Here is a 12,989-nt window from a genome sequence, read left to right as displayed (position 1 = left end):
CGGGTTTCGCGCCCGATCGGTCGGCACCCGGGCCGCGTGCAGGTCCGACTCTCCCCGGTCTTTCGGGGATCACGGTGGCGCGACCGCACCGGATTTGCACCGGTTTCCGCACTCCACAGCCCTGGTCGATGGAATCGTATCGGCGACGCACTCATGTCGGTCCCCGCACCACCGGTTCACATCCGTAGCCTGGGCTGGTGACCATCGGTGTGGGAGGTGCCGAGGACGGCGAGCACCGCCACGTGGGCCCGGCCCACCGCCGGCGGACCGATGACGCCTGCCCCGGAGTTCTGCGGCTGCATACGGCGGCCGACGGTCCGCTGGCCCGTATCCGGCTGCCCGGCGGGATGCTGCGTCCCAGCCAGCTCGAAGCCCTGGCGACCGCCGCGGAGACCATCGGCGACGGCAGCATCGAGATCACCTCGCGCGGCAATGTGCAGCTGCGCGGGGTTCGCGACGCGGACGCCCTCGCCGTCCTGCTCGCCGACGCCGACCTGCTGCCCGCGCCCCGCCACGATCGGGTCCGCAATATCCTCGCGTCCCCGCATTCGGGACGTATCGGTGGCCATACCGACGTCCGCGCCCTGGTCGACGACCTGCACGCGGCGTTGACGGGCCGCGACGGCACCGCGGAGTTGCCCGGCCGGGTGCTCTTCGCCCTCGACGACGGCAGCGGGGACCTCAGTCATCGCCGCGCGGACTTCGGCGCCCACTTCGTCGGCCCCGATCGGGCCGCCATCCTGATCGACGGCGCGGACACCGGGGTGCGCGTGGCCCGCGATCGGGTCCCCGACGTGCTGGTCGACCTCGCGGAGACCTTCGCCCGCATCCGCGGCGACGCCTGGCGGGTGCGCGATCTGCCCGACGGCGGCGCCGGTCTGGTGGCCGCGGCCGGTCTCGTTCCCGATCCGGACGCCGCGACGCCGGAGGATCTGCCCGGCGCACCGACCTCGATCGGCTGGTTCGATCAGGACGACGGCGCGGTGACCCTGGCCGCCGCGACGCCGCTGGGCGTGCTGCCGGCCCGCACCGCCCACTTTCTGGCCGCGATCGACCACCCGATCGTGCTGACCCCCGACCGCTTCATCCTGGTGACCGACCTCGACGAGGGCACCGCGGAGACCGTGGTGCGGGTGCTGGCCCCGATGGGACTGATCTTCGACGCGGCCTCGCCGTGGGCCGAGGTGACCTCCTGTACCGGAGCACCGGGGTGCGAACATGCACGCGCCGACGTGCGGGGCGATCTGGTCGACGCGGTTCGCGACGACGCCCTGCCGACCACCGGCAGACAACACTGGGTGGGCTGCGACCGCGCCTGCGGGACCCCGCAGGGCGCCGACATCGTGGTGGCCACCGACGACGGATACCGAGTTGCCGATGGGTGAGATACACACGGTGACCGCGGGCGACCCGCGGTCACCGCAGCAGTCGCCGACCCCGGAGCCCGGCGACGCCGACGCGGCGCCCGCGGTCTCCCGAGTGACCACGATGCGACGCAACCGCGGACCGCTGCTGATCTCCGTCGACGACCGCCAGATCCCCGTCTACGGCAGCCTGCTGCAGCCGATGCTCAAGCGGACCCGCGACATCCTGCAGGTCTTCTTCTCGCTGGCAACCGTGGTCGCCGTGGTTGTTGTCGGCGAGATCATCACCGACAACAACTGGGACAGCGGTCTGCAGTCGGCGCTGGCGACCCTGCTCGATTTCGTTCCGCCGGACCTGTCGACGTCGATCTACCTCGTCTACGGTCTGGCGATCTTCGCGTTCCCGTTCGCGATCCTGGTCGAACTGGTGATCACCCGACAGTGGAAGCTGCTCGCCGGGTACGCCGCCGCGGCGGCGCTCGCCGGGTTGGCGTTGTCGTTCACCCAGGCCGGTTTCGTGCCGCCGAACTGGTCGTACGGCGAGGAGGTGCAGCTCAACACCTTCCTGTCGCAATTCCTCGACGACGCCCGCTGGATCGCGATCGTCACCGCGATCCTGACCGTGGCCGGACCCTGGCTGACCGTGCGCTGGCGGCGGATCTGGTGGACGCTGCTGTTCGCCTTCTTCCCGATCCACCTCGTCGTCAGCTCGGTGATCCCGGCCCGGTCGATGTTCGGGATGGCGGCCGGGTGGCTGATCGGCTCGATCATCGTGCTGCTGGTCGGCACACCGGCCCTCGAGGTGCCGTTGGCCACCGCGGCGCGGGTTCTCGGTGAGCACGGCTATCGGGTGCTGGATCTGCGGGTGCTCACCCCGGCGGGCTCCGGCCCGCTGCGCATGTCCGCGCGGGTCGCCCACCGCGAGTCGGATGCCGAGACCGCCGCCCGCGGTGCCCAGGCGTTGGTGACGGTGCCGGTCCCCCGCGTCGGCGGGATCGACGACACACCCGAGCCGCTCGACCCGGAGACCGATACCCGCCCGGCCGATGTGATCCTCGAGCTCTACGGCATGCATCAGAGCAGCCGCGGCGGGCTGCACCAGCTGTGGCGCTGGGTGACGATGCGCAGTTCGGAGAACGTGTCGATCTTCGCGTCGTTGCATCGCAGCGTCGAGCACCGGGCGCTGATGGCGATGGCCGCGGACCGGGTTGCCGTCGCCGCCAGCACCCCGTTGGTCTACGCGGAGATCGACCGCGGCTGGCAGCTGTTCGCCCACTCGGTGGAACGCGGCACTCCGCTGCTGCTGACCGATCCGAACGAGACCGATCCGGACGCGATCTGGCGCTCCCTCGACGTGCTGCACGACCATCAGATCTGCCACGGCGATCTGCGCGGTACCGAGATCCGGGTCGACGACGGGGTCGCCCTGTTCGCCGGCTTCGGATTCGCCGAGTTGGGCACCACCCGCGCCCGCGTCGACTCCGATACCGCTCAACTGTTGTTGACGACGTCCGCCCTCTTCGGTCCGGAACGAGCGGTGCGCTCGGCCCTCGCCGCGGTCGGGCGGGAACAGGTCATCAGTGCGTGCGGTCGATTGACCCGCAGCGCGCAACCCCGTCAGATGCGCACCTCGATCCCCGGGTCGATCCAGCTGATGGAGCAGATCCGCAACGAGGCCGCGGAGCAGACCGGCACCGACGACATTCGCCTGGCCCGCGTCACCCGCATCGGCCGCAACCAGATCGTGCAGCTGGTCCTGCTGGTGGGTCTGGTCTACGTCGGCTACCCGTACCTCGCCCAAGCCCCGCTGTTCGTCGACGAATTGCGCTCCGCCAACTGGGGATGGGCGGCGGCCGGTCTGGCGTTCGCCTCGATGCGATACGTCGGCGCGGCGGCGGCGCTGCGGGCCTGCGCGGGCTCCCCGGTCAGCTGGCGGGACCTGCTGACCATGCAGGTCGCCAACGTCTTCACCGCCACGACCACGCCGGCCGGGGTCGGCGGTCTGGCCCTGAGCGTGCGATTCCTGCAGAAGACCGGACTGGGCGCGGTGCGAGCCACCGCGGCGGTCACCCTGCAGCAGACCGTCCAGCTCACGACGCACCTGATCCTGGTGATCGTGTTCAGCCTGATGGCCGGCCGCAACGCCGAGCTGAGCCGCTTCATGCCCAGCTCCGCGGTCCTGTGGATCGTCGTCGTCTCCCTGGCCGCCGCGGTCTGCCTGGCATTTGCCATCCCGATGATCCGGCGGTGGCTGATCAACGAACTCGGTCCGCAGCTCGCCGGGGTCGGCAACGAACTGGTCGCGCTCGCCCGCGACCCGGCCCGCCTGCTGACGATCGTCTTCGGCTGCGCGGTCACCACCGTGGGAGCCGGTCTGGCCCTGTGGGCCGCGGTCAAGGCCTTCTCCGGTTCGGTCGACTTCGTCGCGGTCACGATCGTCACGATGGTCGGCGGCACCCTGGCCTCGGCCGCCCCGACCCCCGGCGGTGTCGGCGCGGTCGAAGCCGCCCTGATGGGTGGTCTGACCGCCTTCGGGGCCACCGCGGCGATCGCGGTGCCCGCGGTGCTGCTCTACCGCGTGACCACCACCTGGCTGCCGGTGGCGATCGGCTGGCCGCTGCTGCGGAACCTGCAACGACGCGACCTGGTCTGACCGCATATACGGCTTCCACCGAGGTCTCGACGCAGACGCGATCCGGACGGGTCACACCAGCACACCGCGGATAGCGACATCGACAGCCGCTTCGGCCAGCGGCAGGATCCGATCGCCGGGGAGATGGTGCAACGGTCCGTGCAAGGCCATCTCGGCGAAGCCGTGCACCATCGACCAGCAGGACCAGCCCGCCGACGAACGCGCTTCCGGTCGCACCAGACCTGCGTGCACCATCAGGTCGAGGGCGTCGGTCAGCGCCCGATACGGCGGGATATCGGCAAGCTCGTCGATCCCGGGCGCCTCGTCGCCGAAGAAGCAGACCGAGAACCAGCCGGGTTCGGCAAGCGCAAAGCCGATGTACCCCAGCCCCACCGAGCGCAGCCGTTCGACCGGGCCCTGCGTGTCGAGCAGCGGCATGGCGTCGGCCATGCGTTGCTCGATGGCGGCGGACACCGCCCGAAGCAGCGCCCGCCGATCCGGAAAGTGCCGGTATGCGGCGTTCGGGCTGACGCCTACCCGGCGGGTCACATCGCGCACCGTCAACGCTGCCCGCCCTCCGCTGCGAGTGGCTTCCAGGCCCGCGTCAATCAGCGCCTGCGCGAGGTCTCCATGGTGGTACGCCATCGGTTCTTGTGTCCTTCCACACACATGTGTACGGTGTGAACATATCAAATGTGCACGCCGTGAACATCTCCGCCGAAACCCACGAACACCAGCCACGACGAGGAGCGAGGATGAACCCCCTACCCCCGGTCGTCGACCCGCAGACCTGGCAACACGAACTCGAGGCCCTGCGCCGGCGCGAAAAGGCCGCCACCCGAGAGTTGGACGCAATCGCCGCCGCGCGACGGCGGCTGCCCGCGGTCCGACTGCCCGAGTACACGCTGATCGGCGAGGACGGTGCCCGAGTGCCCCTGGCGGATATCTTCGATGGCAGCAGCCAGTTGATCACCTATCACCACATGTGGACCGACGGCGAGCCCTGGCAGTGTTCGGGCTGCACCGGATTCACCTCGCAGTTCACGCGACTCGACGCGCTCGACGCCTGGGACGCGCGCTTCGTGATCGTCACCAATGGTCCGATGGAAGAGGTTCTCGCCTACCAGCGCCGCGTCGGCAACACGATGGCCTGGTATTCGACGGGCGGCGGCAGCTTCGGCAGCGATATGGGCGCCGGGCCGGGCGAGGGGTTCGCGATCAATACCTTCGTCCGCGACGGCGACACTGTGTATCGCATCTGGCAGACCAACGGACGCGGCACCGAGCAACTCGGCTTCCTGTTCGGTCTGCTCGACGTGCTGCCCTACGGGCGCCAGGAGCAATGGCAGGACGTGCCCAACGGCTGGCCGCAGTCGCCGACCTACAGCAAGTGGGCCACCTCGCAGGAGATCGCAGCCCGATACGGATCCTGACGCCCACCCCCGGACCCTTACGCGCGCCGCCGGCTCGTGTTCGGGCCCGGCTAGGGTGTCCGACGTGCACGACTACCTCCGCACCGGAGCGGACATCTACCGGGAATCGTTTGCGATCATTCGCGCCGAGGCCGACCTCGACCGGTTCGACGCCGACACCGAGCGGGTGGTGGTCCGGATGATTCACGCCGCCGGCGATGTCGACCTGGTCGACGCGGTCCGGCATACCCCGGACGCGGCACGGCGGGGGCGGGCGGCGCTCGCCGCGGGTGCGCCGATCCTGTGTGATGCGACGATGCTCGCCGCGGGCATCACGCCGGCTCGGCTGCCCGCGGACAATCCGGTGATCTGCACGCTCAAGACGCCGGGGATCGCCGAACTGGCGCAGCGGGCCGCCACCACCCGTTCGGCGGCGGCGGTCGACCTGTGGGGCGACCGCATCGACGGCGCGGTCGTCGCGATCGGCAATGCCCCGACCGCACTGTTCCGGCTCCTGGAGCTGATCGAAGCGGGTGGGCCGCGGCCGGCGGTCATCGTCGGCGGGCCGGTCGGATTCGTCGGCGCCGCGGAGTCCAAGCAGGCGCTGATCGACGCGCCCGAGGGTCTCGACTACATCGTGGTGACCGGGCGACGCGGTGGCAGCGCCATCTCGGCCGCCGCGGTCAACGCCCTGGCGAGCGTCGCCGAATGACCGGGATCCTGTGGGGCATCGGGATCGGCCCGGGCGACCCCGAGTTGGTGACCGTCCGCGCCGCGCGACTGATCGGCGAGGTCGACGTGATCGCGTATCACAGCGCCCGGCACGGCCGCAGCATCTCGCGGGCCACCGCGGCGCCGTATCTGCGCGGGGATCAGATCGAGGAACACCTGGTCTATCCGCTGACCACCGAGACCACCGACCATCCGGGAGGCTACGACGGCGCGCTGGCCGATTTCTACACCGCGGCCGCCGAACGGCTCGCCGGACACCTGGCCGCCGGGCGATCGGTCGGCCTGCTCGCCGCCGGGGACCCGACGTTCTACAGCTCCTATATGCATCTGCATCGGCGCCTCGCCAACCGTTTCGAGGCGCGGATCGTCCCCGGCGTGACGTCGGTATCGGCGGCGTCCGCCGCGGTCGGTGACGAGCTGGTGACCGGCGAGGAGACCCTGACCGTGTTGCCCGGCACCCTCGACGTCGCCGAGCTGACCGCGCGGCTGCGGGAGTCCGATGCCGCGGCGATCGTCAAGCTCGGCCGGACCTTCGCCGGGGTGCGCCGAGCCCTCGAGCAGTCCGGGCGGCTCGATACCGCCCACTACGTCGAGCGGGCCAGCAGCGACCGGCAACGCGTCGAGCCCGCCGAGACGGTCGACCCGACCGGCGTCCCCTACTTCTCGCTGGTGGTCTCCCCACCCCGGCGCGCCGAAGACCTGCCGGCGACCGACACCCCGGCCGGGGAGGTCGTGGTGATCGGCCTCGGCCCCGGCCCGGACGGGCTGCTCACCCCGGAGGCGGCCGCCGAACTGCGCGCGGCGACCGACCTGGTCGGCTACACCACCTACATCGATCGGGTTCCCGCGCGCGCCGGGCAACGCCGACACGCCAGCGACAACCGCGTCGAATCCGAACGGGCCGCGATGGCGCTCGACCTCGCGGCCGAGGGACGACGGGTCGCGGTGGTGTCCTCCGGTGACCCCGGGGTGTTCGCGATGGCGTCGGCGGTGCTCGAGGTGGCCGCCGAACCGGCCTGGTCGCACGTCCCGGTGCGGGTGATCCCCGGCGTCACCGCAGCCAACGCGGTCGCCGCCCGGATCGGCGCTCCCCTGGGGCACGACTACGCGGTGATCTCGCTGTCCGACCGGCTCAAGCCGTGGGAGGTGATCGCCGGGCGCCTCGCCGCCGCCGCGGCGGCCGACCTGGCGATCGCGATCTACAACCCCGGATCGGCCTCGCGCACCTGGCAGGTCGACGCGATGCGCGACGTGCTGCTCGCATACCGCTCCCCCGACACCCCGGTGGTGATCGGCCGGGCGGTGGGCAGCGAGCAGGAACGGGTGTGGACCGTGCGCCTGGCCGACCTCGCCGGCTCCGACATCGACATGCGCTGCCTGCTGATCGTCGGCTCCTCGAGCAGCGTGCTGGTCGAGCGGGACGCCGGTCGCATCGTGTACACCCCGCGCCGGCACACCCCGCAGACCGCTCAGGGTGTCGGCGTGGCCGAGTCGAGCAGCTGATCGATCGCTTCGCGAGGGTCGGTGACCGTGACGACCCCGGCGACCGGCACATCGGGAGCGAGCGGGTCCATGCCGGCCGGGTCGGCGTCGGTCGGGTCGGTGCCGGCCGGGTCGGCGTCGGTCGGGTCGGCGTCGGTCGGGTCGGGGGTGGGCCGGTCGATCACCACCACGGTCGCACCGATCGTGCGGGCGGCGTCGAGTTTCGCCGCGGCCGCCGGTCCCCCGCTGTTCTTGGTGACCAGCACGTCCACACCCCGGGCGCGCATCAGCTCGAGTTCGTCGGCGAGGGTGAACGGTCCGCGGGCCAGCACGATCTCGTGCCGCGCGGGCAGCGGGCCGGTCGGGGCGTCGACGCTGCGGATGACGAACCGGTGCCGGTCGATCGGGGCGAAGGCGTCGAGCGATCCACGCCCGATCGTCAGCAGTACCGTTCCGGCGGGCAGGTCCGCCACCAGTGCGGCGGCCCGTTCGGGCGACGCGGCGGTCAGCCACCGATCGGACGGTTCGGGCGCCCAGCGGGGCCGGGTGAGGACCACCAGCGGTACCCCGGCAGCCCGGCAGGCGAGTCGGGCGTTGGCGGAGATGCGAGCGGCGAAGGGATGGGTGGCGTCCAGGACGCGGTCGATCCGCTCGGCGAGCAGATAGTCGCGCAGGCCGTCGGCCCCACCGAAGCCGCCGATCCGCAGCTCGCCGGCCGGTCGGATCGGGTGGTCGGTGCGCCCGGCCAACGAGGTGATCACCCGAACGCCGGGCCGCTCGACGAGCACCTGCGCGGTCGTGCGGGCCTCGATCGTTCCGCCGAGGATCAGAATCCGGGTCACGACGATCGCCACTTCCGTTCGCGGGCCGCCGAATACAGGTAGCTGTCCGGGAACTCCTCGGCCGCGAGCGAACGGCCGATGAAGATCACCGCGGTCTTGGTGATGCCGGCCGCGACGGTATCGGCGGCGATCCGTTCCAGCGGGGCCCGCAGGACGCGTTCCCCCGGTTGGCTGGCGAAGGCGACCACCGCGGCCGGGCAGTCGCCGCCGAGCACCCCGATCACCTCGGCGACCACCTCGGTGATCCGGTGGGCACCCAGGTGCACCGCCAACAGCGCGCCGGTGCGGGCGAAGTCGACCAGACGCTCCCCCGACGGCAGCGGCGTCGAGACGGTCGATACCCGGGTCAGCACGACGCTCTGCGTCACCGCCGGCACCGTCAGTTCGGTGTCCAACGCCGCTGCGGCGGCGGCAAACGCCGGGACTCCCGGCACCATCCGGAACGGGATGTCGAGCGCGCGCAGGCGTCGGGCCTGTTCGGCGACGGCGCTGTAGAGCGACGGGTCCCCCGAGTGCAGGCGCACCACGTCGTGCCCGGCGGCATGGGCGGCGGCCAGTTGGTCGATGATCGCGTCCAGGGTCAGATGCGCGGTATCGACCAGCCGGGCGTCCGGCGGGCAATGGGCGAGAACCTCTGCGGGAACCAGGCTTCCGGCGTAGACGCAGACCGGCGTACGGCGCAGCAGCTCGACCGCCCGCAAGGTCAGCAGGTCCGGCGCCCCCGGGCCCGCACCGACGAAGTGGACGGTCATCGCGGCGTCCCGTCGCCGTCGGCGATGTCCTTGTCGACCGTCCACTGGACCACCGGCAACTGCGGTCGCCAGGTGGTGAAGCCGCCGAGCGGCTCGGCGCGGGAGATCTCGAAACGTCGCAGTCGGCCGCCGATCCGGTGGAACCACTCGACCAGGACGGCCTCCGACTCGAGGGTCACCGCATTGGCGACCAGCCGGCCGCCGGGTCGCAGCCGCCGCCAGCAGTGGTCGAGCAGGCCGGCCCGCGAGACGCCGCCGCCGACGAAGATCGCGTCGGGGGCGGTGTCGACGTCGCCGAAGCTCTCCGGCGCGGCCCCGAGGATCGGCGATCCGGGGACGCCGAGCTCGATCAGGTTGCGCCGGATCATGTCCCGGCGTTCCTCGACCCGCTCGAAGATCACCGCTCGGGCGGTCGATTCGGCGCGCAACCACTCGATCGCGATGCTGCCCGAGCCGCCGCCGACGTCCCAGAGCAGTTCGCCCGGTCGCGGCGCGAGGGCGCAGACCGTCAGGGCGCGGATCTCCTTCTTCGTCAACTGTCCGTCGGACTCGTAGCGGCGGTCGTCGAGGCCGGGCAGCCGTGAATCGCCGACCGGCCCGCGGCAGTCGATCGCGACGATCGTCAACGCATCCGGTATCGGGTCGGTCCATTCGTCGGCGGTCGACCGGTGGATCGTCTCGCGGTCCGGGTCGCCGAGGCGGCGCAGGATGGTCAGCTGCGAGCCGCCGAACCCGCGGTCGGACAGCAGCCGGGCGACATCCGTGGCCGAGGACGCCTGTTCACCGAGGACCAGCAGCCGACGCCGATCGCCGAGATGCGGCAGCAGGACGGTGAGCGGCCGGTTGACCAGCGAGACCACCGGGAGGTCGGCGAGCGGCCAGCCCAGCCGGGCGCACGCCAACGCCACCGACGACGGATGGGTCAACACCCGCAGGCGTTCGGGGCCGATCAGGCGGGCCAGGGTGGCGCCGATCCCGTGGAACATCGGATCGCCGCTGGCCAGCACGCAGAGCCCGGCGGGCGCCAACTCCTCGATCGTCGCGGCGAGCCGGTCGAGCAGCGGCGTCGGCAGCGCGACCCGCCGCCCCGTCGGTACGGCGGGGATGGCGTCGAGGTGGCGGGGCGCGCCGAGGATCACCCCGGCGTCGCGCAGCGCGTCGCGGGCGGCGTCGGTCAGCCCCGACCAACCGTCCGCACCGATTCCGACCACCGTGACGATCGGCTGCGTGGCGCCGGCCTCGGTCGCGGTGGCGGGTGCGGGACCCGTCATCGGGCCCGGCGCGGGGGCGCGTCCGGGCTCATGGCGGCGGGTCTCACCTCCGCGGAGCTCATCGCGGCCCGGCTCACCTCGGCCGGGCTCATCGCGGCATCCGACGCCAGATCGGCCGGGGCACCCAGCGGGCGATCGCGAAGGCCACCTGTAACTGCGCCGGAATCCACACCTCGGCGCGACCGCGCGCGAGGGCCGCGACCACCCCGTCGGCGACCTGATCGGGGGTACTCGCCATCGGCGCCGGGTCCATCCCCTCGGTCATCCTGCCGATCACGAATCCGGGCCGCACGACCAGCAGCGAGGTCGCGGTGCCATGCAGCGCGTCGGTCAGCCCGGCGGCAAAGCCGTCGAGGCCGGCCTTCGCGGAGCCGTAGACGTAGTTGGCGCGCCGTACCCGCACCCCGGCGACCGAGGTGAACACGACGATGCGGCGGGCCCGCACCGGATGGGACTGCGGATGCAGGGCCCCGGCGGTCAGCAGGGTCAACAGGGCGGCCTGGGCGACGAAGTCGGTGTGCAGGACCGCAACTGCGGCCTCCGGGTCGACCTCGGCCCGCTGTTGGGAGCCCAGGATGCCGAAGGCGAGGATCGCCAGATCGATCGGACCGAACCGGGAGATCACCTCGTCGAGGACCTTCGCCTGGCCGGGCAGGTCGTCGGCGTCGAAGGCGACCGTGTGGACCTCGCCCGCCCCGGCCGCGGTGATCGCGGCGACCTCCGCGGTCAGCTCATCCGGTCGGCGGGCCGCCAGGACGATGCGTCGGCCGGGCGCCAGCCGTTCGACCAGCGCGATGCCGATCTCGCTGCGCCCACCGAACAACACGACACAACCCGGGTCCTCGCTCGCCGTCACCGCAACAGTATTGCCCGGGGCCGATCTCGTACGGTGAACCCATGGCCCGCACCGCCGCCGATCTCACCGACGCCGCAACCACCTTCCTCACCGAACGCCATCTCGCCACGCTTGCCACCGTCCGCGCCGACGGCAGCCCGCACGTGGTGGCGGTCGGCTTCACCTGGGATCCGGAGACCGGGACCGCCCGGGTGATCACCTCCGACGGTTCGGCGAAGGTCCGCAACGCCGAGCGTCGGGGCCGTGGCGCCCTGACCCAGATCGACGGCGCCCGGTGGCTGACCCTCGAGGGGCCCGCCCGGGTGTTGCGCGACGCCGACGCCGTCCGGGACGCCGAGCAGCGCTACGAGCGCCGCTACCGTCCGCCGCGGGTCAACCCGCGGCGGGTGGTGATCGAGGTGCAGGTCGAGCGGGTGCTGGGCTCCTCGACGCTCCTGGGAACCGCCGCCACCCCCTAGAGGACCGTCAGCCCGTGCGGTCGGAGGTTGACCGACTCGCAACCGTCCGCGGTGACCACGACGATGTCCTCGATGCGGGCACCCCAGCGACCGGTGTGATAGATCCCGGGCTCGACCGAGAACGCCATCCCGGCCTCCAGCGGCAGCTCGTTGCCGCCGACGATGTACGGCTCCTCGTGGACCGACAGGCCGATCCCGTGCCCGGTGCGGTGGATGAAGACCTCCCCGAGGCCCGCGGCGACCAGCGGCTCGCGGGCGGCGGCGTCGACCGATTCCGCCGTGACGCCCGGCCGCACCGAGGCCACCGACGCCGCCTGCGCGCGTTCGAGTTCCGCGATCTGGGCGGCGACCGCGGGGTCGGGCTCGCCGATGCTGTATGTGCGGGTGCAGTCGGAGTTGTAGCCGCTGGGCAGCGGGCCACCGATATCGATCACGACGATGTCGCCGTCCTCGACAACCCGATCGGACACGTCGTGGTGCGGATCGGCGCCATTGGGCCCGGAGCCCACGATCACGAAAGCGGCGGAGGCGTGGCCCTCGGCGAGGATCGCGGCGGAGATGTCCGCGGCGATCTCCCGTTCGGTGCGACCGGCCCGCAGCCAGGTCCCCATCCGAGCGTGGACCCGGTCGATCGCGGCGCCGGCCCGGCGGAGCTGTTCGATCTCGCTGGGGTCCTTGAGCATCCGCAGCTGTCGCAGGATCGGCGTCGCGAGCACCACCGGGGCGCCCAATCGGTCCGCCAGCGGGACCAGATGCAACGCGGGCATCGCATCGACCACCGCCGCCGACGCCGGGCCGCCGACCGCCTCGACCACCAGCGCGTAGGGATCGGCCGCGTCGGTCCAGTCGGCGACCGGTAGACCCAGATCGGTGATGACACTGCCGCGCCAGGAGGCCAGTTCCAGTCGCGGGACCACCAGGGTCGCGGGTTGACCGTCGGCCGGGATCACCAGGCAGGTCAGCCGCTCGTGGGACTCCGCCCGGGAGCCGACCAGATACCGCATATCCGGGCCGGGGGTCACCAGCAGCGCGGCGACGCCGGCGTCGGCCGCGAGCTTCGCGGCGCGGGACAGACGCTCCCCGTACACGGTGGACTCGAAACGATCATCGGGTGCGGAAACAACGGAGCCGGCGGTATCCATGGTGGCGACCATAGACCCGCCGGCGCCGATGCTCGACCCGTGGTTG

Annotated in this window: 12 protein-coding genes and 1 riboswitch; of the genes, 6 read left to right on the top strand and 6 right to left on the bottom strand. The window is 71.9% G+C overall.

The window, feature by feature from the left end:
- Positions 1–29 precede the first annotated feature (29 nt).
- Positions 30–154, bottom strand: a riboswitch (cobalamin riboswitch).
- Between the two features lie 43 nt (positions 155–197).
- Both cobG and MB1_RS10120 read left to right on the top strand, forming a co-directional pair.
- A complete protein-coding gene (gene cobG / locus MB1_RS10125; RefSeq protein WP_369406856.1) occupies positions 198–1,385 on the top strand; it encodes a precorrin-3B synthase in 1,188 nt (395 codons plus the stop codon).
- A 130-nt stretch (positions 1,386–1,515) separates the two neighbouring features.
- Positions 1,516–4,017, top strand: a complete 2,502-nt coding sequence (locus MB1_RS10120) for a lysylphosphatidylglycerol synthase transmembrane domain-containing protein (protein WP_066906826.1) — start codon at positions 1,516–1,518, stop codon at positions 4,015–4,017.
- 51 nt (positions 4,018–4,068) lie between these two features.
- Here MB1_RS10120 and MB1_RS10115 read toward each other — a convergent pair whose 3' ends face one another.
- Positions 4,069–4,641 (bottom strand): TetR/AcrR family transcriptional regulator, encoded by a 573-nt coding sequence (locus tag MB1_RS10115; RefSeq protein ID WP_066906387.1) that lies wholly within the window; start codon positions 4,639–4,641, stop codon positions 4,069–4,071.
- A 110-nt stretch (positions 4,642–4,751) separates the two neighbouring features.
- Between MB1_RS10115 and MB1_RS10110 the strand changes: the two genes are divergently transcribed.
- The 3 genes from MB1_RS10110 (at position 4,752) to cobJ (ending at position 7,643) form a co-directional block, all read left to right on the top strand.
- Complete coding sequence (locus tag MB1_RS10110; RefSeq protein WP_066906385.1) at positions 4,752–5,429, top strand: DUF899 family protein; 678 nt, start codon at positions 4,752–4,754, stop codon at positions 5,427–5,429.
- Between the two features lie 64 nt (positions 5,430–5,493).
- Positions 5,494–6,120, top strand: coding sequence for a precorrin-8X methylmutase (locus MB1_RS10105; protein WP_066906824.1), 627 nt, complete (start codon positions 5,494–5,496; stop codon positions 6,118–6,120).
- Positions 6,117–7,643, top strand: a complete 1,527-nt coding sequence (cobJ, locus tag MB1_RS10100; RefSeq protein WP_066906383.1) for a precorrin-3B C(17)-methyltransferase — start codon at positions 6,117–6,119, stop codon at positions 7,641–7,643. Before MB1_RS10105 ends, cobJ begins: the two co-directional genes overlap by 4 nt.
- Here the strand turns inward: cobJ and MB1_RS10095 are convergent.
- From MB1_RS10095 to MB1_RS10080, 4 genes are all read right to left on the bottom strand, one after another.
- Entirely contained in the window at positions 7,610–8,464 is an 855-nt protein-coding gene (locus MB1_RS10095) for a cobalt-precorrin-6A reductase (RefSeq protein WP_084351518.1), read from the bottom strand. The two genes, cobJ and MB1_RS10095, sit on opposite strands and share 34 nt — an antisense overlap.
- Positions 8,461–9,216, bottom strand: a complete 756-nt coding sequence (gene cobM / locus MB1_RS10090; RefSeq protein ID WP_066906379.1) for a precorrin-4 C(11)-methyltransferase — start codon at positions 9,214–9,216, stop codon at positions 8,461–8,463. Before cobM ends, MB1_RS10095 begins: the two co-directional genes overlap by 4 nt.
- Complete coding sequence (locus tag MB1_RS10085) at positions 9,213–10,487, bottom strand: bifunctional cobalt-precorrin-7 (C(5))-methyltransferase/cobalt-precorrin-6B (C(15))-methyltransferase (RefSeq protein ID WP_066906377.1); 1,275 nt, start codon at positions 10,485–10,487, stop codon at positions 9,213–9,215. Before MB1_RS10085 ends, cobM begins: the two co-directional genes overlap by 4 nt.
- A gap of 88 nt (positions 10,488–10,575) precedes the next feature.
- The gene (locus MB1_RS10080; protein WP_066906375.1) at positions 10,576–11,343 is read right to left on the bottom strand and encodes an SDR family NAD(P)-dependent oxidoreductase; all 768 of its coding nucleotides are present in this window, start codon (positions 11,341–11,343) and stop codon (positions 10,576–10,578) included.
- Positions 11,344–11,384: 41 nt separating this feature from the next.
- On the opposite strand from MB1_RS10080, the gene MB1_RS10075 reads away from it, so the two are divergent.
- A complete protein-coding gene (locus MB1_RS10075) occupies positions 11,385–11,801 on the top strand; it encodes a TIGR03618 family F420-dependent PPOX class oxidoreductase (protein WP_066906373.1) in 417 nt (138 codons plus the stop codon).
- Here the strand turns inward: MB1_RS10075 and MB1_RS10070 are convergent.
- Positions 11,798–12,943 (bottom strand): M24 family metallopeptidase, encoded by a 1,146-nt coding sequence (locus MB1_RS10070; protein WP_066906822.1) that lies wholly within the window; start codon positions 12,941–12,943, stop codon positions 11,798–11,800. The genes MB1_RS10075 and MB1_RS10070 overlap by 4 nt on opposite strands.
- Positions 12,944–12,989 lie beyond the last annotated feature (46 nt).

The sequence above is a fragment of the Millisia brevis NBRC 105863 genome (genome assembly GCF_001552615.1).
In the GTDB taxonomy this organism is placed as follows: Bacteria; Actinomycetota; Actinomycetes; order Mycobacteriales; family Mycobacteriaceae; genus Millisia; species Millisia brevis.
This window is presented reverse-complemented; position numbering and strand designations above follow the sequence as displayed.